Raw genomic sequence first — 22,739 nt, forward strand, 5'->3', positions numbered from 1 at the left:
CAGCATGTCCACAGTATTCAGTGAAATCGATTTTCATCGCCAGGGTAAGCAGGTGGGTTTCGCCCATTTGCCCCTTTCAGCCCATACCGACGCCTGGGGCACCATTGCCATGCCACTGACGGTGATCGCCAATGGCAGCGGCCCGACGGTGTTGATTACCGGCGGTATTCACGGCGACGAGTATGAAGGTCCGATCATTATTAATGAACTGATCCGCAACCTGACGCCGGAGCAGGTACAGGGGCGTCTGATCCTGCTGCCCTGCGCCAATACCCCGGCGCTGCGTGCCTCAATGCGCGTCAGTCCGCTCGACAACAAAAACCTGGCGCGCGTCTTCCCGGGTAACCCGTGGGGCACGCCGACCGAACAGATTGCCGCCTGGATCCACGATGCCATCTTCCCACTGTGCGATTTCTATATCGATCTGCACAGCGGTGGCAGCTCGTTGTTTATCGAAGAGAGCGCGCAGGTAGTGGTCACTGAAGAACTCGATCCTCAGGTGCGTGAACGCAGTGAAGCGATGGCGCGTGCCTTTGGTGCCACGCTGACGGTCGTCACCAACAATATGGGTGATCCCCGTACCAGCTGTGGCGCAGCTGCCAATCTGGGCTTACCGGCGATAGCAGCGGAAATGGGCTGGAACGGCAGTGTCTCCCCGCGCGGCGTCCGGCGTACCCGCGCTGCGGTGACACGCGTACTGAATCATCTGGGCGTGATCAGCACGGAAAGGGTTCCTGCGGAGCCATCACGCCAGGTGTTTATCCCTGCGGGTGGCAATCTGCTCTCCCCCGGGGATGGCTGGTTTGAGCCGTTACATGATATCGGCGATGAAGTCAGTGCCGGTGAACTGGCCGGCTGGCTGCATCGCCTGACCGAACCGCACGCGCAACCCCAGGCGGTGCATTTCCCCCAGGGCGGACGTATCTATTCACAGCGCACCTTTGGTGCTACCGCACAAGGCAACAGTCTGGCGGTGCTGGTGCAGGACCTGAACGCGAAGGAGCAGGCATGAGCGAAAATATTACCCTGAATGACTACCAGGCAGCGCTGGATCGTGTGCGTTCCTGGGTGCGCAAAACGCCACTGGTCGAGGCGGCACCGTGGCAACCGGTGCCCGGTATTGAGCTGCGCCTGAAAGCAGAATGCTCACAGGTTACAGGTTCCTTTAAGGCACGCGGCGCATTTAACCGCGTGCTTAACCTGCCACAAGCGGTACGCAATCAGGGACTGGCCACCGCATCGGGCGGTAACTTCGGTGCGGCCGTTGCCTGGGTTGGTCAGCAACTGGAACTCCCCACGGATGTCTTCGTGATGAACACCAGCACCGAACTGACGCGCCAGCGCATCGAAAGCTACGGTGCGAAGCTGACAGTGGAAGGTGATTTCTGGGATCAGAGCTGGGATGCGGCAGGTGCCCGTATTCAGGAAACGGGTGGCGCGTTACTCCATCCCTATGCTGACCGCGACGTGGTTATCGGCCAGGGAACCATGGCGCTGGAGATCCTTGAACAATGGCCTGAAGTAGAGACGCTGGTGGTGTCCATTGGTGGTGGGGGATTGATTGCCGGGGTGGCACAGGCGGCGAAATTACTGAAGCCCGGCATTCGTATTATCGGCGTAGAAGCGGCGGGCTGTCCGATGATGTGGACCTGCCGTCAGCAGCAGCGCATCGTGAAACTGGAACAGGTCAAAACCATCGTCCCGATCCTCGCGGCACGTTCGACGGAAGCCATCAACTTTGCGCTGGTGCAAGAATATGTCGATGAGATCGTGCTGGTGCCGGAAGACCAGGTCGAAGCCTCTGCCCGTGAGGTCTGGGGGGCGACTGGCCTGGCGATCGAGCTGGGGGCCGCCACCGCTGTTGCTGCGGTCACCCGACAGCTGTTTACCCTCAAACCCGATGAAAAAATCGCGGTGGTACTGTGCGGCAGCGGCACTAACGGCATGTAAGATTAAAGGGTTTATTCAAAGCTCTTAATGGCGTTAATTGCCATTAAGGGCTTTATTTAAAGCTTCTAAATCACCACTCTCCTTTTACTTCTCTGTGTTATAATAAAAGCCATAAATGAAACCCCTATATCCACAATAAGGCACCAGGAGCTTTATCTATGGCCCTTAATCTCTATTCTGAAGCAAGGCTATTGTCCGAGCTTGGGCAGCGATTAAAAAACCAACGCCTGCGCCGTAATATGCTGCAAAAGGAACTGGCAGAAAAAGCGGGCATCTCCGTCTCCGCACTGAAAAACCTGGAAAACGACGGTAAAGCCACCCTTGAAAACTTTATGAAAGTGGTGTTTGCCCTGCGACTGGAAAAAGAGATGACCCAGCTATTTTCCGCCCCAGCGCTCAGCATCGCACAGGTTGAGGCCCTCAGGGAACCCACGCGTCAACGCGCGACACAACGCAAGGTGAAAGGAAATTGACAGGTCATTATCAACCTCTTCAGCGGCTTGAAGTGATTTATCAGGGATGGGGGGAAGAGTGGCCGCTGGGTATTCTGGCGGCAGCCAGTGGTCGCGGTCAGTGGCTGTTTGAATATTCACAGGAAAGCATTCAGCGCGGCATCGAATTCTCTCCGCTGCTGCATCCACCGACCAGCACCACCTATGCCGACTTTGAACGTCATCAGGAAGGTGTACCTGGCTTTATCGCCGATTCATTGCCAGATGGATGGGGCCGCTTACTGCTGGACCGTTTGCTGCGCCGTAATAACATCGAACCTGCCGCGTTATCGGCGCTTGATCGCCTTGCGCTGCTGGGTAACAACACCATGGGGGCCCTGACCTACCGGCCGCTGATCAACATGCCAGAACAGGATAAATCCCGGCAAAATATCGATGACCTGGTGATCCTGGCTCAGGAAATTCAGATTGAAGTCACTGGTCAGCATTCCGACGTACTGCCAGAACTGGTTCGCCTCGGTGGCTCACCCCATGGCGCACGGCCAAAAGTGTTGGTCGAATTTGATCCGGCCACGGGTCATGTTGCGGCTACGCCATTCACTGGCAGTCATCCCTGGCTGATTAAATTCCCGGCAGCGCAGGAAGATACATGGGTATGTGCGCTTGAAGAGGTGTATGCACGCATGGCACGCCTCGCTGGCATCGATTTTCCTGACAGCCAGTGGTTCGATCTCGGGGCAGGTTTATCTGCTTTCGGCGTGAAGCGTTTTGATCGCGTGGCGGGAATGCGGGTGCCGGTACTGAGCATGGCAGGTGCACTACAGGCGGATTTCCGGCTGCCCTGCCTTGATTACAGCGACATACTTCAGGCGACAGGCATGATTACCCGCTCAGTGCTGGAGCGGAACATTCAGGCGCGCAGGATGGTGTTCAACGTCATCATGAATAACCAGGATGATCACGCCAAAAACTTTGCCTTTATCCTTAATCAACATGGCGAGTGGCAGGTATCACCCGCCTATGACCTGACCTTACAAATGGGACCAGGCGGCCAGCATCAGACATCCGTGGCAGGTTACGGCCGAAACATCAGTCGGAAAGCCTTAGTAAAAGCCGCTGCATCGGCAGATATTTCCGGCAAAAGCCTTAACCTGATCATTCAGGAAGTGACCGATGTTGCTGCATCCTTTATTAAGGTGGCGCAGGAACTGGGAGATGCCATTCCTGCCAGTGTGATCAAAGCCAGCGCAGAAAAAATACACGCTAACATTCGGGCGCTGGACGCATGACACACGGATTGCAGTTAACGACTCCCCGGCTGATCTGTGCACAGATAGAGCAGCAGGATTGGGCATTCTTTCACCGCTTGCTGGTCTCACCGGAAGTGCAATTTTACGTTGCCGATGTCAAACCCGAAGAGGAGATTCGCGCGGCTTTTGCGGCGCGGTTGCCAGTGTGGTCCACACAGAGCTCGCACTGGCTCTGTCTGGTGGTACGGGAACGGGAAACCGGCGTGAGACTCGGCGTTACCGGTTATATCCGGCAGGACAATGACTGCGCCGAAGTCGGCTTTCTGTTCGCGCCCGAAGCGCAGGGCAATGGGTACGCACGGGAATCATTGCAGGTCGTTTGCGATTTTGCCTTTGGTGCGGGAGGAATCAAGCGGCTGGTCGCCACCGTCACTGCCGGAAATCTCCCTTCCCGTCGTTTGCTGGAAAAAACAGGTTTTGTCCTCGAAAAAGAAATCCCCGAAAGCTACTGGCTGAGGAATACATGGCATAGCGACTGGCTGTTTTCTTTGCCACGCGAGGATTACCGGCCCTCCCCCTGATTACCCAAGTTCGGCCAGCACCCAGGCCACAGCCAGCAAATCGGCACTACCGCCCGGGCTTAAACGGCGCGCCATCAAAGCCTGATCCATCTGGCGCAGGGCCGCGTTGTCCCAACCGGTTGCCAGCAGCGTCGCCGCATAATCCTGCACATAACGTAACCCTGCCATCCCCCCCCGTGACAGCAGATTACTGTCCGGGTTAGACACCATCAGACGCAGCAAGGCATGTTGTAACCGCCGCTCGCCCTGTTCATGATGCCAGAACGGCAGCACCGCGTTGCGTACCGTGGCGAAACCGCTCTCCACCTCACCCCGTGCGCCCGTCAGACCATAGTCACGAAACTGCCGTTCCCCGGCTGTGCACCGCTGTTTACGATTAACCAGTTCACGCGCCACCAGCCCACAGCAAATTTCACTGACCTGACGACAAAGCGCGTCAGCACTCACTCTGCGTCTTTGTCCCCGCAAACGCCCGGCGGCGAAACACAGCAGCCCAAGGGAGAAGATGCCTCCTTTGTGTGTATTCACCCCGCCAGTGGCGGCAAGCATCGCCTGCTCGCAGGCCATGCCCGCCGGACGCAGCAGAGACAACTGTTCAGCGACGGGCTGTTGTGCATGCTCCGATCCCAGGCGGGAGAAAACCGCCAGCCACGGCGTGATGGCCGTAATGCTGGTTAACATCAGTCCATGATCCATGTCCTGGTGCGAACCACTATTGGCGCGATCCACCAGCCCTGGTTTCGGGGTTAAATTCAGCTCAACAAGCAGCGCCTGCGCCGCCAGGCCAGGCACGTCTGGCGCTTCGGCTTTAGTCGCGAGCAAACCAGCCATCAATCATGTTCTCCACACGAGATACCACCTCTTCAGGCGAGTGGCGACGTGAACGTGCGCAGCCATGCGCGGGTTCGTCGCACACCAGACAACGGCGGGTGTGTAAATCCAGCGACTGCCGTCCTATCTGCCCCTGCTGCGGACAAAACACATCAAAATCCCACAACCTGCCGAGGGGGAAAGTCTGTTCCAGTTCGACGCACTGCGCCTTAATCTCCACCGCCGGATGTTCCACACACCATAACGCTTCCGGGCCGGTCTCCAGCCATAAGACCTGATGGGCCACCACCGGCCAGCGATGCTGCCACAGCAACTGATCACAGGTCTGCAATGCCACCCCCATGGTGTTGCGATAACGGATACTGTCTTTCACCGCACCTGGCGTTACCAGGGTCAGAGAAATAATAGGTTGTTGATAGCGAGTGAGCCAGTCAGTCTGCCGCGCCGCGCGAGCCTCTTTCGCCGCCAGTAGCGCTGCAAGACTGACGCCCGCTCGCACGGGCGTCATGGTTGTCATCGTTATTCCTCCTTCACCTGGCGGACAACATCAATCACGCTACCGTCACGATAACGGATCACCCCGACAATACGGTCGGTAAAGGCAATCGGTTTGGGCTCACCGGTCAGGGCGACCGCTCGCTGATAGAGTGCTGCGATATCGACCAGTTTCATCCCTGCCGCCAGTAATCGCTCGCGGATTTCCGGGCGCGCAGGATTCACGGCGATACCGTGATCCGTCACCAGCACATCGATACTCTCTCCGGGTGTCAGCCGGGTGGTGACGCGTTTGACCACCGTGGGAATACGGCTGCGCAGCAACGGCGCGACCACGATCGTCAGATTGGCCGCAGCAGCCACATCGCAGTGGCCACCGGAGGCACCGCGCATCACGCCATCGGAACCGGTAATCACGTTGACGTTAAAATCGACGTCAATTTCCAGCGCGCTGAGAATCACCACATCCAGCTGATCGCAGCTGGCCGCTTTTCCGCCGGGATTGGCATACACGTCGGTGGAGATCTCAACATGGTTCGGGTTACGCCGCAGCGACGCGGCTGCTTCGCTGTCGAAGCACTGGGTATCGAGCAATTTTTCGATCAGCCCTTTTTCATGCAGATCGACCAGGCTGCCGGTAATGCCGCCAAGGGCAAAACGCGCTTTGACGCCATGACGCGCCATTTTTTCTTCCATGAAACGGGTCGCAGCGGTGGCGGCAGCGCCTGAACCGGTCTGCATTGAAAAGCCATCGCGGAAATAACCGGAATGTTCGATCACATCAGCGGCATAGCGGGCAATCATCAGTTCACGCGGATTACTGGTGACGCGCGCCGCCCCGACACTGATTTTCGCCGGATCACCTACGCTGGCAACCTGGACAATCAAGTCCACCTGCTCCTGTCCGAGGCTGGCGGGCATATTGGGAAAGGGCACCAGCTCTTCCGTCAGCAGCACCACTTTTTTGGCGAAACGGGCATCGACCATCGCATAACCAAGCGACCCGCACGCGGAACGCCCCTCGCTGCCATTAGCATTGCCAAACTCATCGCTGCAAGGCACGCCGAGAAAAGCGACATCAATGCTCAGTTCGCCGTCCTGCAACAGTTTCACCCGACCACCGTGGGAGTGGATCTGTACCGGCTCAGTCATCAACCCATGAGAAATGGCTTCCGCCAGTTTGCCGCGCATACCGGAAGTAAAGATGCGTGTAATGACGCCGCTCTGGATATGTTCGATCAGTGCATCATTGCAGGTCATCAGCGAGCTGGAGGCCAGCGTCAGATTTTTAAATCCAAGTCGCGCCAGTGCCGCCACCACATTGTTGATGACCTGGTCACCCTCACGAAAGGCATGATGGAAGGAAATGGTCATACCGTCCTGCAAACCGCTGCGTGCGATAGCGTCATCCAGCGAGCTGCATAATTTACGGCAGTGTTTGGCATGGATATCCGCCAGCCACGGCGTGGCCTCATGAGCACCTTCAAAAGGTTTTAATGCACGCAGATGGGGAAAATTAACGTGAAGAAGTTCAGTCTGGTTCATGGTTTTGTCCTTAACGACGCACGCCGGACGCAGCCGCACGTTCCAGCACCATCTGCGCATGATTAATAATGGGGGCGTCGATCATTTTGCCGTTCAACGACACCACGCCGAGGCCATTGCGGTCCCCTTCCTCTGCCGCCTCGATGACGCGCTCAGCGTGATCCACCTCCTGCTGGGTCGGGGCATAGGCGTTATGCAGCAAATCAATCTGACGCGGGTTGATCAGCGACTTGCCGTTAAAACCCATTTTGCGGATCAGCTCAACTTCGTGCAGAAAACCGGCTTCGTCATTCACGTCTGACCACACCACATCAAAGGCATCGATACCGGTGGCGCGGGCGGCATGCAACACGGCGCAGCGTGCATAGAACAACTCGGTGCCGTCACCGCGTTCGGTTTGCATATCCATCACATAGTCGAACGCCGCCAGTGCAATGCCGATCAGACGCTGGGAGCTGCGCGCAATCGCCACGGCGTTAATCACCCCTATGGCCGATTCAATCGCCGCCATCACGCGTGTGGAACCTATCGGACGCCCGCAGGCCAGTTCGATACGTTCGAGGTGGCGCTCCAGTTCATAGATATCTTCCGGGGTATCGGTTTTCGGCAGGCGCACCACATCAACCCCGGCACGCACCACTGCCTCCAGATCAGGTAAACCAAACGGCGTGTGCAGCGGGTTGATGCGCACCACCGTTTCAATGTCCTGGTACATCGGATGCTGCAACGCGTGGAACACCAGCAAACGTGCGGTATCTTTTTCCCTGAGCGACACCGCATCTTCCAGGTCGAACATGATCGAATCAGGCCGATAGATAAAGGCAGTGGAGAGCATGGCGGCATTGGCACCGGGCAGAAACAACATGCTACGACGCAGTTTTTTCATTGCAGCTTCCCCCAGTCGATCTCCGTCTCATCAGCGGCACGCAACACGGCGCTTTGCAGACGGGCGCGGATCACGCAATCCAGCGCACCCTTGTCCTCGATAATGACCAGGCCCTGCCAGACTTGCATTTCCCGCAAGGTGGTGTGCACGACCTGGCGAATCTGATCGCCAAATTGCTTAATCACCTCGCTGTGAATCACCACTTCAAGGTCGCCCCCGCTGGGGGCTATTTTTACCATCAGGTCGCTGGACTCCATGGTTCCCGCCAGCGCCTCCCTCACAATTTTCATATTTATATTCCTGATTTTTAAGCAACTTCCGCGCTGTAATGGGATGTAAGATGCGCGAAAGTGGTATCCGGTACCATTTCCCGAATACGGGAAAACTGGTGTGTTTTAAGTAAGCGACGGACTTCTGACGCCGAAATGGCATTGCCCGTGGTTTTGATACGGGGGATTTCCACCACCTCCACCGTGTCGGCCAGCAGCTGATGCATGGTGTGGTTGTACTGGCGGGTAATCTCGCAAAAGGGTTCGCTGCCGATAAAGCGCTGGGTAATCCCCAGGGCTGGGGCAATATGGTTGCGGAACAGCAGCAGGTCGATCTCACTCCACGCCTGCTGTACCTTACCGGTCTCTTTCAGAAAATAGGCCGGAAAGGTGGCACGGGAGATGATGTACTGCGAACCCGGATGCACGGTGATATTGGGCAGATGGGCAACGCCGGCCTGCACCATGTGCAAACGTGCACTAAAGGGAAAGAACGAGGCATCTTCGCGTACCACAAACACATGCAGCCAGTCGCAGCGCGCGGCCGCCTGTTCCACCAGATAACGGTGTCCCAGCGTGAAAGGATTGGCGTTCATGACAATCGCGCCAATACGCTGCCCGGCAACACGGCTGGCCTGCAGGGTACGGCAGTAGCGCTGGATGCCTGAAGGCGTGTTCTCCATCAGGATGGCGTTCTGGCCGCTTTGTACCACCGGCCAGAAGCCGTTGTGCTGAAACCGTTCCCGATTGCAGGGGCGCGTACACAGAAACAGATGAAAATGCCCGCGTGCCAGCGCCAGATGCTCCACTTCTGCCAGCAGCCGCGCGCTGAGATTTTCGCCGCGCCACTGTTCATCAATGGCGACGCATTTGATGACATTAGCGGCAAGGCCGGCACAGCCCACCAGCCGATCGTCTGCCCAGGCTTCAACGAAAGTGGTGATATCGCTATCCATGCCTAATCCGCTATCCGCCAACAGTGCGCGGATGTTTTCGCGCCGTCGGGGGTTACTGCTGACTTCCGCAATGCGGAAGTCGATGGAGGGTCGTGGTTGCATAATTCCGCCTTCGCCTCAGTGCGTCGCCGTCAGCACGTGAGCTGGCGCATCCATAATCACATTGCTGAGATGACCGATATTTTCGATCTCCACTTCGATGCGATCGCCTGCCTGCATAAACAGCGGCGGATTGCGTTTCTTACCCACACCGCCCGGCGAGCCGGTGATGATCACGTCACCGGCATGCAGACAGGTAAAGGTACTGATGTATTCGATAAGCTCGGCGACTTTGTGGATCATGCTGGCGGTGTTGTCATCCTGTACCATGCGGCCATTCAGCCAGGTGCGGATCGCCAGCCGATGCGGATCCGGGATTTCATCCGCAGTGGTCATCCATGGGCCAAAGGCACCGGTCTGACGCCAGTTTTTTCCGGCAGTAAACCAGGTGTGCTGCCAGTCACGCGCGGAACCATCCATATAACAGCTGTAGCCCGCGACATGCTTCAGCGCATCTTCACGCACGATATCCTCACCGCTCTGACCGATAATCACCGCCAGCTCGCCTTCATAGTCGAACTCACTGGAGTGACGCGGTTTTAGTACCGGCGCGTTATGGGCGGTTTGCGAATCGGCAAAACGGACAAACAGCGTCGGTGCCGGGTTGTGCTGATCAAACTCTTTGCGTTTTTCGGCGTAGTTCATGCCAACGCAGAGGATTTTGCCCGGGTTATCAATCACCGGTAACAATTCGAGATCGTCGAAACGCAGGTCCGGTGTTTCATGGTTCAGCTGCTGTGCCTCATGCAGCGCGTCGGCCGCGAGCAGCGATTTTAAATCCGCGTAGCGGTCACCAAGACGACGACCCAAATCGATCACACCGTCATCGTGGACAATGCCGTAGCTACGCTTTCCCTGGTGGACAAAGCTTGCAAGTTTCATAGTCTTACCTGTCATGCATAAATTAGCTGAGGAAATTGCCGAGGATGAGCAGCGACACCGACACGTTGATCGCGCCGCCAATACGGGTCGCAATCTGTGCAAACGGCATCAGGCTCATACGGTTACCCGCAGTGAGGATGGCAACATCCCCTGTCCCACCCTGGCCGCTCTGGCAGCAGGAGACGATGGCCACATCGATAGGATGCATGCCGATCTTTTTACCCACGAAGAAGCCGGTGGCGACCAGCGCAGATACGGTGCTGACAATCACCAGCAGGTTATTGATGGTGAAGGCGTGGACCAGTTCTTCCCACGGGGTAATCGCCACACCCACGGCAAACAGGATGGGATAGGTAACCGAGGTCTGGAAGAATTTGTAGACCACCTGAGATCCTTCCAGCAGGCGTGGCGACACACCGTGCGCCAGTTTGATCAACACCGCGACAAACAACATGCCGACCGGCGCTGGCAGGCCAATCAGTTTGTGGCCGAGCATCCCGATCATGTACAGCAGCACCGCCAGCAACGCACCTGCAGCGATGGTAGTCACATCGGTGGTCAACCCGGTTTTACCGGCAGCCACCGCTGGCGCTTTCTCGTCGCTATTGGCGCGGTTCGGCATCAACTGGCCTTCACCGGTCAGATGCGGGTAACGTTTACCGAGCTGGTTGAGACAGCCGGAGATGATGATTGCCGTCAGGCCACCCAGCATCACCATCGGCAATACCCGACCCAGTGCCACGCCCTGATCCATATGCAACAAGGTGGCGTAACCAATTGACAGCGGAATCGCGCCTTCGCCAACGCCACCGGCCATGATCGGCAGAATGATAAAGAAGAAGATCTGGAACGGTTCCATGCCGAGCATCAGGCCAACGCCCATGCCCACCAGCATGCCGACAATCTCACCGCATAACATCGGGAAGAAAATGCGCAGGAAGCCCTGAATCAGGGTAGTGCGATTCATACTCATGATGCTGCCAACGATAATGCAGCAGATGTACAGATAAAGGATGTTGGTGGATTTGTAGAATTTGGTGGTGGATTCCACCACGACGTCAGGCAGCAGGCCATAGTAGACCATTGCCGACGGAATAAAGGTGGCACAAATCGCGGCGGCACCGAGTTTGCCGACAATCGGCAGACGTTTGCCAAATTCACCACAGGCGAAACCGAAAAATGCCAGCGTCGCGACCATCACCACGATATCGCTGGGTAGTTTGCCGCCGAGACAATCGACAGCAATTAACGCACCCGCCAGCAGGAATAATGGCAATGGAATGATGCCGATTTTCCAGGTGTCCATAATATGCCACCATCGGTCCTTCAGTGATTTTTTTTGAATCGCCAGTGATTCCGAGGTAACAGAAAACGAATCGTCAGTTGTGCTCATAATTAAGCCCCTTGGTTATTTTGTGCCCTCAGGGTAAAGCGTTAATGGCGCAGGATATGTGAGGGAATGCATAATAAAAGCGGAGTTTTAATGGCACCTATGGTTTTTATGGTTTCTTTTATTTTCTGTGATTGATACCTGAATTATTGGCGTGGTTTTAATGGTTTTTATATCCAGGGGTACAAGTTAATAACATTTCCCAAAATGAGTATTTAACATGCCATTTTTTGCACAACTTCCTGCTGTGCAAGGGATCACAAGTTTCCAGTAAACTACGCGCAATAGTGATAAAAAATGGTACATTGACCCTTTACTGGCTGTGGTGCGTGCCGTTATGAAGCTATCCTTCCAAATCAAACTTTTTATTTCTCTGGTTCTGTTCTTTTCCGGTCTTTTTGTTCTGCTCGGCATTTATTATTACCAGGACGTCAGCCGCCAGCTTTATCAGGAAATGAGCACCCGAGCAAAAATACAGGCGGAAGAAATCGCGATCATTCCGAATTTGCGAACAGCGGTAGCGGAAAAAGATATTCCGGCGATTAATCAGTTTATGCATCAGGTGGTGTTGCATACCGACGCCAGCTTTATTGTGGTGGGGGATAATAAGGGCATTCATCTATTTCATTCCGCGCAAGGTGATGTGGTCGGTAAAAAACTGGTCGGAGGCGACAATGACGCAGTATTACGCGGAATCAGCACCACCACCATTCGGAAAGGAGGGCTGGGCGTTTCCCTGCGCAGCAAAGCGCCGATCTTTGACGATAACCATCAGGTGATCGGGATTATCTCGGTGGGTTATCTCACCAGCTATCTCGACACCATTACGCTGAGTAAAGTGATCAATATCTTTATCGCGGCGGTGTTACTGCTGGCGGCGCTGTTTATCTTTTCCTGGTTTTTCACCAGCGGGATTAAAAAACAGATTTTCTCGCTGGAACCCCGGGAAATTGGCCTGCTGGTGCGCCAGCAGAAAGCGATGATGGAGTCTATCTATGAAGGGGTGATTGCCATCGACAGCGAGTTACGCATCGAGGTGATCAACCAGGCAGCACGTAAACTGTTAGGTTTAAGCCAGCCAACCCGCATGCTGCGCGGGCATAATATCGGCGAAGTGATTGCCCCGGTCCCCTTTTTCAATCGCGAGGCGATACTGGAAAACGATACCCATGACGAGATTTGCCGCTTCAATCAGTTAACGGTACTCGCCAGCCGGGTACGGATTATGCTGGAGGATGAATTGCAGGGCTGGGTCATCACCTTTCGCGATCGCAACGAGATAGACAGCCTCAGTGCCCAGCTCAGCCAAGTCAAACGTTATGTCGATAACCTGCGCATTATGCGTCATGAACAGTTAAATCGTATGACCACCCTCTCCGGCCTGCTGCATATGGGACGCTACGACGAAGCGGTGCGCTATATCCAGGCACAGTCAGAACATGCGCAGGAGTTGCTGGACTTTATCTCCGCGCGCTTTAACTCGCCGACCCTGTGCGGCCTGCTGCTGGGGAAAGCGGCACGCGCGCGTGAAAAAGGCGTGGAGTTGGCATTTGATCCGCTGTGCCAGCTGGAACGCCCCTGCCACATGCTGGGAGAAGCCGAGCTGATCTCCATCATCGGCAACCTGCTGGATAACGCCATAGAAGCCACACAGCGTTCCCCTCTGCCGCACGAACCGGTGGAGGTGCTGATCCTGCTCAACGAGCGGGAGTTGATTATTGAAGTGGCGGATCGGGGTATCGGTATCGACCCGGCTATCCGGGAACATATTTTTGAACGCGGGATCACCACCAAACGCAGTGGCGATCATGGTATCGGCCTGTATTTAATCGCCAGCTATGTCACGCAGGTCGGCGGGTCGATTGAAGTTTCCGACAATGCACCGCACGGCACGATTTTTTCGTTATTTATTCCTGAAACGGGCGACCAGGCGCGTCCCGTATCCACGCTGGAAGAACCGTATTATGCAACCTGAACTGATAGACGTATTGATTGTTGAAGATGAAAACACGCTGGCCCAGTTGCATGCCGAACTGATCAGTGAACATCCCTGCTTGCGGCTGGTTGGGGTTGCCTCGTCACTCGCTGAAGCTCAGCTTCTGCTGCAAAGCAAGCAGCCACAATTAGTGTTACTCGACAATTATCTGCCGGATGGTAAAGGCATCACGCTGATCGGCGATCCGCTGGTACAGCGCGCGAACTGCTCGGTGATTTTCATCACTGCCGCCAGCGATATGGACACCTGTAGCCAGGCGATCCGCAATGGTGCCTTCGACTATATTCTCAAACCGGTTTCCTGGAAGCGTTTGAGCCAGTCGCTGGAGCGTTTTGTGCAGTTCGCTGAACAGCAGCGAGTCTGGAAGATTGTCGATCAGCAAAACGTCGATTCACTGTATCAACTTCAGGCGAAAAATTACCGTCAGCATAACAGCAACAAAGGCATCGAAGAGAAGACGCTGGCGCTGGTGCAAAACATGTTTGCCGACGCCGCGCAGCGCTGTTTTTCCGTGGATGAAGTGGTGAACGAAACCGGGCTGAGTAAAACCACGATCCGACGCTATCTGGAGCACTGCGTGGATGCGGGCTTTCTGGCCGTTGAAATGCAGTACGGCAAGATTGGACACCCGAGGAGGATGTATCGCTGGGGCGGGTAAGGCGTGGCAGGCGTCACGCCTCACCCATGCGTTACGGTTTGTCCGTCACCTCGATATAAGGCGTGTTACCCAGCGGTTTGACATCCCCGGGGGTATTAACGCTTTCTGATAACCCGATACGAAAAATACCGCCCTCAGGATGCCAGCTACGGATTATTTTTGCGTCAATGGTTTTGTAGGACCCGGCTTTTATTTTCTGATAACTGCCAAACTTGCCCCACTGCCCTGTCACCGGATTTTTAAACTGCGTGTAAAGCCAGGAATCACGGCCTGCAGGGGCGCTGGCCGTGACGCGAATACCCTGTTCGGCGGCTTCTGAATTCATGGTGTTTGATGTCTTTTCATCCAGTACCACATCACCCACAACCGGAAGATAGCTTGTATGGAAGTAAGATACTGGCCCTGCGATCTGATTACTATCTTCAGCATGGGCTACCCCCAGTGACCATCGCTGAAATATCTTCTGCCATGGATAAGCTGGTGATGACAGTCTGTCGGGAGAAATATAAACATTCCCTTTATCCGGCATGCTGGCTGTTACCGGTATTTTGACCGCAATGTGGCTGAAATCTGACTTTTTATTTCCGCTCATCAAGATAATCCAGCGTTCCGGCTTTTCCGGGCCACGATCTGAGACATCATAATCAATATACATGCCCTCTTTAGCGAGGGTATTTCCCTCCTGAAAATATTGCGTGGTGGCCATATCTGGCAGTGGGCATAGCCCGGCTGGCATGGTCTCTGCAGAGTCCGTTGTTTCGCAGTTGCCTTTGGGGACCACCCGGGTAAGGTTGGTCACTGCGGCAGCCACTTCTTCAGGGCTTTCTTTCCATGACGGTTCCTGAAAGTTTGGGTTGTCCTCACAACGCTGCAGCTGCTTTTTGATGTAATAACATGCCTGCTTAATAAATTTCCCTTTTATTCCACCCGGGAAAGAAATCTCTGATTCATAGCTCCCGCCCTCCGCGCCAATGGATAACTGCTGATTGATCCCGCCAGGTGCATGAATTTCATATACCCAGCCTTCCTTTTTAGGATGGAAAATATCGACAAAGGCGATTGCCGTGGTTAAATTTTCTGTCGTACTGATAAAAACTGAGCGGAAAGAATCCTCTTTGTGGCAACGCCAGTCATGATCGCGTTCTGCTTCGGGGTATCCTCTGGTCACGCCTTTCGGCACCATCCCATTTTTGAATGCATCCAGCCCTTCATTATTGGTATCGCCACGCCATAAAATATTGTGATCATGCCTCCATACTAATTCAGGTTGTTTCTCTGACGCCCGGGAGAAATTAATATTCTCCCGGCAGTCAGGGTAATAACCCGACGTATCCCATGCAGAGGCTACTGGTGTTATTGACAATAAAGCAGGGATGATGAGTAGTGTTTTTTTTGACATGTTTTTAATTTCCATTTAAAAAACATTCTGATTTTATGTGTTTATTTCCATCGGCTTCCATGTGATAGAGTATTCTGTATTCATCGGAAAATTATTATTTTATATCATCTTGCAAATTAAATTCCCTGTTTTAAAACGCCGGGATTGCTATTCATCGTGATGAACACACATCAACGCCCCACTCAACGGTTCCGGCACCACCGCCACATTAACCTGAAATACGCGTTTAAGTATCTCAGGTTGCAGCACCTGCGCGGGCGTTCCCGCGGTGACCAATGCCCCTTCGGCCAGCAATACCAGACGATCACAATAGCGGCTGGCCTGATTGAGATCGTGCAACACGGTCACCACGGTTTTACCCTGTGCTTTCAGCTCCCCCAGCAGTTTCATCAGTTCAATCTGATGATTGATGTCCAGCCAGGTGGTGGGTTCATCCAGCAGGATAACCGGTGTATCCTGCGCCAGCAGCATCGCCAGAAACACCCGCTGACGCTGCCCACCCGATAAATCACTGATGCGCTGCTGCGCCAGCTGAGCGATCCCCATCCGTTCCATCGCCTCCTGCACCTGTTCCCTGTCCTGCGCCGACAACCGCCCCCACAGCGGTAACCAGGGATGGCGGCCATAAGCCACCAGCTCCGCCACGCTGACCCCTTCCGGCGTCAGATGCTGCTGTGGCAGCAGCGCCAGATACCGGGCCAGCTGACGTGATGAAAAACGCGCCAGCGGCTGATCACCGATAAACACTTGTCCCTCACCAGGGAGCAGCAGACGCGCCAGCGTTTTTAATAGTGTCGATTTACCGCAGCCATTAGGTCCAAGTAACGCGGTGATTTGGCCGGAGGCAAAGCTGACACTTACGTCCTGAAGCACGCGTTTTCCCGCGTAGCCAGCAGCCAGATTCTCAACCCTCAGTTGCATTTATCGTGTCCTGATTAACAGCCAGAAAAACCACGGAGCGCCGATCAGCGCGGTGATGACACCAGCGGGCAACTCCATCGGTGGAGACAGGGTGCGTGCCAGCACATCGGCCAGCAGCAACACCAGCGCCCCGAGTAAGGCAGCAAACGGCAGCAGGCGGGCATGACGCCCCCCGACCAGACGGCGCGCCAGATGTGGCACCACCAGGCTGATAAAACTGATCGGTCCGCACACCGCTACCGCCAGCGCCGCCAGTGCCACGCCGAGCAACAGCACGCCGCGCTGGAAGGGGCGTAAAGCAACCCCGAGGGTCGCCGCACGTTCATCCCCCAATGCCAGCAGGTCAAGATCACGACCAACACTCAGGCTGATAAGCAGCAAGAGGGGCAGCGGTAACGCCAGCAGCACCATCTGCCAGCCGCGTCCCCACAGGCTGCCTGTCAGCCACAGCAGGGCGGTATTGATATCCTGCGGACGCGACAGCAGCAGATAATCCGTGATGCTGGCAAAACAGGCGGCGAGTGCAACGCCTACCACAGCCAGCCGCAGCGATGACGTGGTGCCAGTAAGCCAGCGCAGCAATATCAGCGCGCAACAGCCCCCGGCAAACGACACCAGCGGCAGCCATCCCAGCGGAAATGCGGGAAACAACAGCAGGGCCACCAGCGAGGCCAGGCTGGCGGCATGATTGACGCCGAGGATATCGGGCGATGCCAGCGGATTGCGGATCACCCCCTGCACCAGCACGCCGGACACGGCCAGCGCCGCTCCCACCAGCAGTGCCAGCACCACCCGTGGCAAGCGGTATTCCATCACCACAAAATGCGCCGCGCTGGCAGGCTGCCACGCCGTCCAGAGCGTTGACCACGCGAAGGACTGCACGCCCAGTTTCAGGCTGATAATCGCGCCGACCGCCAGCCCCATCAGCATCAGCGGCAGCAGGTAACGCCAGGGCATCATCGTTGCCTCCTTGCCAGCCAGACAAAGCAGGGAGCCCCCACCAGCGCCAGCACCACCCCGGCAGGCAGTTCACCGGGCCAGCCCAGCCCACGCGCAGCAATGTCGGCGACCAGCAGCAAGGTTGCGCCAAGCAGCATCGCCATCGGTAGCATGATGCGCAGATCGTGGCCGATCCACGCGCGCGCCAGATGCGGCACCAGCAAACCAATAAAGCCCAGCGGCCCTGCTACGCTGACGCATGCCCCCACCAGTAACAACAGCGCGCTGCTCAGCCCGACGCGCAGCACAACGATATTGACGCCGAGGCTATGCGCCGCGCTGTCGCCCATCGTCAGCAGGTTCAGGGCACGCGTCTGGGTCAGCACCAGCGGGATGATTACCACCATCACCGGCAGCAATTGCCACACTTCCTGCCAGCGCACCTGGGCAATGCCCCCCGCCAGCCAGGTCAGAATGCCGTAAGCGTGATCCTCCGCCAGCAGCAACACGATGCGCGTCATCGCCATGCAAAATGCCGATAACGCGATACCGGCGAGGATCAGCCGCTGCCGGTCATGGCTGCGCGCCGCCAGCGTCACGCAGACCCAGCTCAGCCCACCGCCACCGGCGGCGATCACTGTCAGCGGATAGCCCTCCAGTTGCACCGGGGCAAAGGCTGACACCAGCGCAATGGCCAGCGCCGCGCCGCTGTTGATTCCCAGCACCGACGGCGAAGCCAGCGGATTATGCGTCAGCGCCTGCAACAGGCCGCCCGCCAGCGCCAGTGCGGCCCCCAGCAGCACCGCCACCAGCGCGCGTGGCAAGCGCAGATTAAATACCAGCGCCTCGCCGATACTGGCAGGCTGGCCCGGCCATAACGCGTGCAAGGCCGACTGCGGTGCGATTGGCACCGCAGAGAAGCTGGTCAGACTGAACCAGAAGGCGCACAGCAATAACGCCACGGTGAAAAGCCAGCGTGTCATGGTGCAAATAACGTGACGGCGTCACGCGAAATCTTTTCCGCCGCGAACAATCCGCGCATGCGCGCCCAACTGTTGCTATCGACCTCGCGGACATGATGTTGCTGTGCGGCTTTCAGCATCGTCCACAGCGGATCAGCCTGCCAGCGCTTCACGATACTCTCCTGCCGATAGTGCGCCACCAGTAACCAGTCGGGGTTTTGCGCCAGCAGGGTTTCCAGGCCGATCGGCGTCATCGGTGCGCCATTAATCGGCTCCGTCACCTGCAATCCCAGCGCGCTCAGCACCCCGCCGGTGTAACTGTCACGCGAATGCAGCGTGAACTGATTTTCACGCGACGTGCCGAACATCACCCGGGTTCCCTGCGGCAGCTGTGCAGCGGCGCTAGCCATTCGCTGCCGATGTAACGCCAGCCGTTGCTCCATCTCCGCTTGTTTACCCACCACCGCACCGATGATGGCCGCAGACTGCAAATTTTCCTGGTACGTTTCATTGCGCGATTTGAGGAGCAGCACTGGCGCAATACGCTGCAATGCATTGTAGATACCGGCATGACGGCTGCTATCGGCGATGATCAGATCAGGATGCAGGCTGCTGATCGCCTCCAGGCTGGGCTGCCCGCGTAGCCCGACGGATTGCCAGGGCTGGAGGTGCACCCGCACCTCCTCCAGTAAACGTTGCGGATCGTTATCGTCAGCAATGCCAACCGGGCTGAGATCCACCGCAGCCAGCGCATCGGCAAACGACAGTTCAAGTACCACAATCCGTTGTGGTACCTGCGCCAGAGTAAAAGTGCCGTGCTGATCCTGCACCGTCACCGCGCTGGCTGACCCCATCAACGCCAGCAGCAAAAACAGAACACGCATGGTGATGTCTCCCGTCAGAATTTCAGTGCACCCTGCACATAGAAGGTACGCGGCTGCCCGGCATAAATGCCTTTGTTGTTATCGTCGTAGGAGCGAGTGAAGTAGTCCTGGTCAAACAGGTTTTTCACCCCGACAGCGAGATTCAGATTGGCGAGGCTGGGGCCGAAATCATAACTGGCACGCGCGCCCCACAGCATAAAACCGGGAATACGACCGGTGCTGCCATCGGCGCTTTCCTGCACGGTGTTGGCGTTATCCGCGTACTGGCTCGACTGGAATTCGCTGTTGAGGTTAAAAGTCCAGCTGCCGGGATGGTAATCCACCCCGAGGGTGCCTTTCTGACGCGGAGAGAACGGCACCTGGTTGCCATAGGTGTCGCCTTTTTCGCGAATTTCAGCGTTCACATAGGCGTAGCTGGCGTAAACCGACACCTCTTCCAGCTGCGGCGTCAGCTCTCCGAGGTTGTAGCGCACCTGGCTCTCCAGCCCGGTATGGCGCGTCTTACCGCGCGCGGTGACGGTATCGTTGGTCTGGTTCGAGTCGTACTGGTTATTAAAGTTGATCAGGAACAGGCCCACTTCGGCCGTCAGCCCGCCATCGTCGTAACGGGTGCCCAGTTCCCAGGTGCGGGCTTTTTCCGGTTCAACGTTGCCGCTTTCCACCGCTTTGCCAATCTGGCTGTACTGCACGGTGCCGAAGGAACCTTCGGTGTTGGCATACAGGTTCCAGCTGTCGGTGAGGTGGTACAGCACGTTCAGCGCCGGTAGCGGCGCGTTATAGCTGACATCCTGGCGCGTGCCGCGAATCGCATTGCGCTGGAACGACTCGATATGTTCAAAACGCATCCCCGGCGTGATGGTCCAGTTGCCGATATCAATACGGTCATCCAGATACCAGGCATGGGCTTCTGTGCCGGAACGGGTGTCGCGGTCATACGGGCTGGCGGTAGATGGCAACTCACCGCTGGCAGTTGGGGTGTAGTAACGCATCTCGTGCCCGGATTCGCTGACATAGCGATAACCGACACCCACTTCATGCGCGGTCGGACCGAGGTTAAAACTCTGACTGTAGCGTGGCTCAATACCCCGTACCCAATATTCACGAGGTGACAGTGTCACACGCGTTCCCTGCTCCAGATAACCGCTGCGCAGCGTATGGGTATAGAAACCGAGGATATTAAACTTATGCTGCTGATCTGGCTGGAACTGATAACCGAGGCTGGCCAGCTGACGGCGGCCCCAGAAGCGGTCATAAGGACGCGTTGATTGCCAGCGATCCGCATCATAATCGGCGCGGCTCAACCCGCCCGGCATATCCGCTTCGCCGTCGTAATATTGCAGCAGGCTGGTGAAGGTATGCACTTCGTTTGGGGCATACTGGCTTTTCAGCATGACATCGTCGATGCGGGTCGCACTGTGTTCACGCCAGTCGCTGCCACGGGTACCTGAGTAAAGGATCGCGCTGCCGAAACCGTTGTCCGCCGTGCCACCCACCAGCAGGTTATGCGTCTCTTTTGGGTTGTTCTGTGAAGATGTCGGGCTGAGCTGCCCTTCAACCCCCGCTTCAATACCGAAATCTTTGGGAATGGCGCGCGTTACGAAGTTAACCACCCCGCCCACGCTTTGCGGCCCATAACGCACCGCTCCGCCGCCACGCACCACATCCACCGCATCCATATTGCCGAGCGAGATCGGGGCCAGCGATAGCTGCGGCTGACCGTATGGCGCAAACGGCACCGGGATGCCATCCATCAGCACTGTAGATCGGCTGGCAAGGCGCGGGTTCAGGCCGCGAATGCCAAAGTTCATCGCCAGATCATGGCTGCCGGTACCGTTGTTTTCCGGGGCATTGACGCCCGGAATACGGTTGAGCACTTCACGCATGGTGGTCGCACCGTTTTTGGCAAAATCGGCACGGCGAATCACGTCACGCGCACCCGGGTGTTCAAACACGTCGCTTTCACGCGCTTCACCCAGCCAGTCACCGACTACGGTCAGGCTCTGCTCAGTCGGTTGCGGTTTAACCGTCCACAGATTGCTACCAAGCGCGCTGGCTTCCAGCTGCGCCCCCTGCAACAGTGCCGCCAGCCCCTCATTTACCGCATAATCGCCCTGTAATCCCGCGCTTTGCTTACCACGCGTCAGGCTGGCATCCATCGATAAGGTAATGCCCGCAGTTGCTGCAAACTGATTTAACACGCTATCCAGCGGACCGGCGGCGATATTGTAATGCGTGGTGGCAGGCGCTGCGGCCACCACCATTCCCGAGGTGAAAAGTAAGGCAGGAAGAAGGCTGAAGCGGATTGCCGTCACCAGCGGTAACACCCGCAGCGCATGTGGACGTGAAGCGGTCATAACGTCTCCAAAGATGATAATTTTTGTGGTTTTCAGAGATAAGTCGTATGACCGGGGTAAAAGGGACAATGACGGTGAAAAAAAATTTAACGACGCTGAACCGTGGCCCAGTAGCGGGTAATGCGATGTACCGCAATCGGCAGGGTTTGCTCCAGCGCGTGCAGCGCCTGGTCGCTCTCGCGTAACGGAAAGGTGCCGCTGACGCGCAGGCTGGCGGCGGCCGGATCGCAGCGCAGCACACCCTGACGATAACGCGCCAGCTGGGTAATCACTTCACCCAGCGGCCGATCGCTGACACTGAGCCAACCGTGGATCCAGCCCGGTTCTGGCTGTGCATCCGTGCTAATCGCACCGTAGTGGTCGGCCGAGAAACGCAGCATCTGCCCCTGCTGCACGGTAACACTCTGCTGCGGAGCGCTGATAAGACGCACCGCCACTGCGTGCTGGCTGACGCGTAACAGCGTGGCATCGTCCTGCTGCTGTACGCTAAAAGCGGTACCGAGTGCGGTCAGTTGCCCCTGTCGGGTGTAGACCCGAAACGGACGCTGCTGCGCATCTTTGCCGGTGGTGATAGCGAGGGTGCCGGTGAGTAACTCGATGCGTCGCTCGCTGGCGCTGAAGGTGACATTGGCCGCTGAAGCCGTATCGAGTGTCAGCAGGCTGCCATCCGCCAGCTGATGCTGCCGAATCTCGCCGCGTGCCGTACGATAATCGGCGCGCAGCCCCGTTACGTAATCAGTCCGCCACAGCTGCCATCCCGCGCCCACACCCACCGCCAGCAGCAAGCCTTTCAGCACATGACGGCGTGTCATCTGCGAATCGCGCAGCGCTCTGCTGGCAACCTCGCCCGGCATCCCCTGCATTTGCTGGCGCAGGTTCTCCACCTGTTGCCACGCCCATTGATGATCCTGATGCGCATCGACCCAGCGTTGCCATTTTAATTCCTGCTGCGGGCTGACCCGTTCACCGCTCAGCACCGCATACCAGTGCGATGCGCTGCGCAGCGCTTCCCGTTGCGCATTCGACAGCGGCGCGCTCAT

Annotated in this window: 22 protein-coding genes; 7 read left to right on the forward strand and 15 right to left on the reverse strand. The window is 56.7% G+C overall.

Annotation, left to right across the window (positions count from 1 at the left end):
• The first annotated feature begins 4 nt into the window (after positions 1 to 4).
• The 5 genes from PW844_RS22480 to PW844_RS22500 all read left to right on the forward strand — a co-directional run bounded on the left by PW844_RS22480 (position 5) and on the right by PW844_RS22500 (position 4,233).
• Positions 5 to 1,012, forward strand: coding sequence for a succinylglutamate desuccinylase/aspartoacylase family protein (locus PW844_RS22480; RefSeq protein WP_299456547.1), 1,008 nt, complete (start codon positions 5 to 7; stop codon positions 1,010 to 1,012).
• Positions 1,009 to 1,950, forward strand: coding sequence for a threonine/serine dehydratase (locus PW844_RS22485; RefSeq protein WP_299456549.1), 942 nt, complete (start codon positions 1,009 to 1,011; stop codon positions 1,948 to 1,950). Before PW844_RS22480 ends, PW844_RS22485 begins: the two co-directional genes overlap by 4 nt.
• Before the next feature lie 158 nt (positions 1,951 to 2,108).
• Positions 2,109 to 2,423: a helix-turn-helix transcriptional regulator gene (locus tag PW844_RS22490; RefSeq protein WP_299456551.1), complete on the forward strand. Its 315-nt coding sequence runs from the start codon at positions 2,109 to 2,111 to the stop codon at positions 2,421 to 2,423.
• Positions 2,420 to 3,691 (forward strand): type II toxin-antitoxin system HipA family toxin, encoded by a 1,272-nt coding sequence (locus tag PW844_RS22495; protein ID WP_299456553.1) that lies wholly within the window; start codon positions 2,420 to 2,422, stop codon positions 3,689 to 3,691. Before PW844_RS22490 ends, PW844_RS22495 begins: the two co-directional genes overlap by 4 nt.
• A complete protein-coding gene (locus PW844_RS22500; RefSeq protein WP_299456555.1) occupies positions 3,688 to 4,233 on the forward strand; it encodes a GNAT family N-acetyltransferase in 546 nt (181 codons plus the stop codon). Before PW844_RS22495 ends, PW844_RS22500 begins: the two co-directional genes overlap by 4 nt.
• On the opposite strand, the gene citG is transcribed toward PW844_RS22500, so the two are convergent.
• The 8 genes from citG to PW844_RS22540 are packed head-to-tail and all read right to left on the reverse strand — an operon-like array spanning position 4,234 to position 11,589.
• Positions 4,234 to 5,064, reverse strand: coding sequence for a triphosphoribosyl-dephospho-CoA synthase CitG (gene citG, locus PW844_RS22505; RefSeq protein ID WP_299456558.1), 831 nt, complete (start codon positions 5,062 to 5,064; stop codon positions 4,234 to 4,236).
• Complete coding sequence (citX, locus tag PW844_RS22510; RefSeq protein WP_299456560.1) at positions 5,042 to 5,581, reverse strand: citrate lyase holo-[acyl-carrier protein] synthase; 540 nt, start codon at positions 5,579 to 5,581, stop codon at positions 5,042 to 5,044. The genes citG and citX overlap by 23 nt, the downstream gene beginning before the upstream one ends.
• Positions 5,582 to 5,583: 2 nt before the next feature.
• Entirely contained in the window at positions 5,584 to 7,104 is a 1,521-nt protein-coding gene (citF, locus tag PW844_RS22515; protein WP_299456562.1) for a citrate lyase subunit alpha, read from the reverse strand.
• Positions 7,105 to 7,114: 10 nt separating this feature from the next.
• Entirely contained in the window at positions 7,115 to 7,990 is an 876-nt protein-coding gene (citE, locus tag PW844_RS22520; RefSeq protein ID WP_299456564.1) for a citrate (pro-3S)-lyase subunit beta, read from the reverse strand.
• Positions 7,987 to 8,280, reverse strand: coding sequence for a citrate lyase acyl carrier protein (citD, locus tag PW844_RS22525; RefSeq protein ID WP_299456565.1), 294 nt, complete (start codon positions 8,278 to 8,280; stop codon positions 7,987 to 7,989). Before citD ends, citE begins: the two co-directional genes overlap by 4 nt.
• A 17-nt stretch (positions 8,281 to 8,297) precedes the next feature.
• A complete protein-coding gene (citC, locus tag PW844_RS22530; RefSeq protein ID WP_299456567.1) occupies positions 8,298 to 9,317 on the reverse strand; it encodes a [citrate (pro-3S)-lyase] ligase in 1,020 nt (339 codons plus the stop codon).
• Positions 9,318 to 9,332: 15 nt separating this feature from the next.
• Positions 9,333 to 10,196, reverse strand: coding sequence for a fumarylacetoacetate hydrolase family protein (locus PW844_RS22535; RefSeq protein WP_299456569.1), 864 nt, complete (start codon positions 10,194 to 10,196; stop codon positions 9,333 to 9,335).
• 22 nt (positions 10,197 to 10,218) lie between these two features.
• The gene (locus tag PW844_RS22540; protein ID WP_084878917.1) at positions 10,219 to 11,589 is read right to left on the reverse strand and encodes a 2-hydroxycarboxylate transporter family protein; all 1,371 of its coding nucleotides are present in this window, start codon (positions 11,587 to 11,589) and stop codon (positions 10,219 to 10,221) included.
• A 334-nt stretch (positions 11,590 to 11,923) separates the two neighbouring features.
• Here PW844_RS22540 and PW844_RS22545 point away from each other — a divergent pair, with 334 nt between their 5' ends.
• Both PW844_RS22545 and PW844_RS22550 read left to right on the forward strand, forming a co-directional pair.
• On the forward strand, positions 11,924 to 13,561 hold the full coding sequence (locus PW844_RS22545) for a sensor histidine kinase (RefSeq protein ID WP_299456573.1): 1,638 nt from the start codon (positions 11,924 to 11,926) through the stop codon (positions 13,559 to 13,561).
• Positions 13,551 to 14,240, forward strand: a complete 690-nt coding sequence (locus tag PW844_RS22550) for a response regulator (protein WP_299456575.1) — start codon at positions 13,551 to 13,553, stop codon at positions 14,238 to 14,240. Before PW844_RS22545 ends, PW844_RS22550 begins: the two co-directional genes overlap by 11 nt.
• Before the next feature lie 31 nt (positions 14,241 to 14,271).
• On the opposite strand, the gene PW844_RS22555 is transcribed toward PW844_RS22550, so the two are convergent.
• From PW844_RS22555 to fecR, 7 genes are all read right to left on the reverse strand, one after another.
• Positions 14,272 to 15,654, reverse strand: coding sequence for a hypothetical protein (locus tag PW844_RS22555; protein ID WP_299456577.1), 1,383 nt, complete (start codon positions 15,652 to 15,654; stop codon positions 14,272 to 14,274).
• Positions 15,655 to 15,786: 132 nt separating this feature from the next.
• Positions 15,787 to 16,560 (reverse strand): Fe(3+) dicitrate ABC transporter ATP-binding protein FecE, encoded by a 774-nt coding sequence (fecE, locus tag PW844_RS22560; RefSeq protein ID WP_299456579.1) that lies wholly within the window; start codon positions 16,558 to 16,560, stop codon positions 15,787 to 15,789.
• Complete coding sequence (gene fecD / locus PW844_RS22565) at positions 16,561 to 17,517, reverse strand: Fe(3+) dicitrate ABC transporter permease subunit FecD (RefSeq protein WP_299456752.1); 957 nt, start codon at positions 17,515 to 17,517, stop codon at positions 16,561 to 16,563.
• A complete protein-coding gene (fecC, locus tag PW844_RS22570) occupies positions 17,517 to 18,482 on the reverse strand; it encodes an iron-dicitrate ABC transporter permease FecC (RefSeq protein ID WP_299456581.1) in 966 nt (321 codons plus the stop codon). Before fecC ends, fecD begins: the two co-directional genes overlap by 1 nt.
• Positions 18,479 to 19,345, reverse strand: coding sequence for a Fe(3+) dicitrate ABC transporter substrate-binding protein (locus tag PW844_RS22575; protein ID WP_299456584.1), 867 nt, complete (start codon positions 19,343 to 19,345; stop codon positions 18,479 to 18,481). The genes fecC and PW844_RS22575 overlap by 4 nt, the downstream gene beginning before the upstream one ends.
• 14 nt (positions 19,346 to 19,359) lie before the next feature.
• Entirely contained in the window at positions 19,360 to 21,699 is a 2,340-nt protein-coding gene (fecA, locus tag PW844_RS22580; protein WP_299456585.1) for a TonB-dependent Fe(3+) dicitrate receptor FecA, read from the reverse strand.
• An 86-nt stretch (positions 21,700 to 21,785) separates the two neighbouring features.
• A complete protein-coding gene (gene fecR / locus PW844_RS22585) occupies positions 21,786 to 22,739 on the reverse strand; it encodes a ferric citrate uptake sigma factor regulator FecR (protein ID WP_299456588.1) in 954 nt (317 codons plus the stop codon).

The sequence above is a fragment of the Pantoea sp. genome (genome assembly GCF_028283705.1).
Taxonomy (GTDB): Bacteria; Pseudomonadota; Gammaproteobacteria; order Enterobacterales; family Enterobacteriaceae; genus Pantoea.

Bases quoted from the DNA above. Each gene is read 5' to 3' on its own strand.
- PW844_RS22485 (WP_299456549.1), top strand. From the start codon at position 1,009: ATGAGCGAAAATATTACCCTGAATGACTACCAGGCAGCGCTGGATCGT.
- citE (WP_299456564.1), bottom strand. From the start codon at position 7,990: ATGAAAAAACTGCGTCGTAGCATGTTGTTTCTGCCCGGTGCCAATGCC.
- fecC (WP_299456581.1), bottom strand. From the start codon at position 18,482: ATGACACGCTGGCTTTTCACCGTGGCGTTATTGCTGTGCGCCTTCTGG.
- fecE (WP_299456579.1), bottom strand. From the start codon at position 16,560: ATGCAACTGAGGGTTGAGAATCTGGCTGCTGGCTACGCGGGAAAACGC.
- fecA (WP_299456585.1), bottom strand. From the start codon at position 21,699: ATGACCGCTTCACGTCCACATGCGCTGCGGGTGTTACCGCTGGTGACG.
- fecR (WP_299456588.1), bottom strand. From the start codon at position 22,739: ATGAGCGCGCCGCTGTCGAATGCGCAACGGGAAGCGCTGCGCAGCGCA.
- PW844_RS22575 (WP_299456584.1), bottom strand. From the start codon at position 19,345: ATGCGTGTTCTGTTTTTGCTGCTGGCGTTGATGGGGTCAGCCAGCGCG.
- PW844_RS22540 (WP_084878917.1), bottom strand. From the start codon at position 11,589: ATGAGCACAACTGACGATTCGTTTTCTGTTACCTCGGAATCACTGGCG.
- citG (WP_299456558.1), bottom strand. From the start codon at position 5,064: ATGGCTGGTTTGCTCGCGACTAAAGCCGAAGCGCCAGACGTGCCTGGC.
- citC (WP_299456567.1), bottom strand. From the start codon at position 9,317: ATGCAACCACGACCCTCCATCGACTTCCGCATTGCGGAAGTCAGCAGT.
- PW844_RS22480 (WP_299456547.1), top strand. From the start codon at position 5: ATGTCCACAGTATTCAGTGAAATCGATTTTCATCGCCAGGGTAAGCAG.
- citD (WP_299456565.1), bottom strand. From the start codon at position 8,280: ATGAAAATTGTGAGGGAGGCGCTGGCGGGAACCATGGAGTCCAGCGAC.
- PW844_RS22535 (WP_299456569.1), bottom strand. From the start codon at position 10,196: ATGAAACTTGCAAGCTTTGTCCACCAGGGAAAGCGTAGCTACGGCATT.
- PW844_RS22545 (WP_299456573.1), top strand. From the start codon at position 11,924: ATGAAGCTATCCTTCCAAATCAAACTTTTTATTTCTCTGGTTCTGTTC.
- citF (WP_299456562.1), bottom strand. From the start codon at position 7,104: ATGAACCAGACTGAACTTCTTCACGTTAATTTTCCCCATCTGCGTGCA.
- PW844_RS22490 (WP_299456551.1), top strand. From the start codon at position 2,109: ATGGCCCTTAATCTCTATTCTGAAGCAAGGCTATTGTCCGAGCTTGGG.
- fecD (WP_299456752.1), bottom strand. From the start codon at position 17,517: ATGCCCTGGCGTTACCTGCTGCCGCTGATGCTGATGGGGCTGGCGGTC.
- citX (WP_299456560.1), bottom strand. From the start codon at position 5,581: ATGACAACCATGACGCCCGTGCGAGCGGGCGTCAGTCTTGCAGCGCTA.
- PW844_RS22555 (WP_299456577.1), bottom strand. From the start codon at position 15,654: ATGGAAATTAAAAACATGTCAAAAAAAACACTACTCATCATCCCTGCT.
- PW844_RS22550 (WP_299456575.1), top strand. From the start codon at position 13,551: ATGCAACCTGAACTGATAGACGTATTGATTGTTGAAGATGAAAACACG.
- PW844_RS22500 (WP_299456555.1), top strand. From the start codon at position 3,688: ATGACACACGGATTGCAGTTAACGACTCCCCGGCTGATCTGTGCACAG.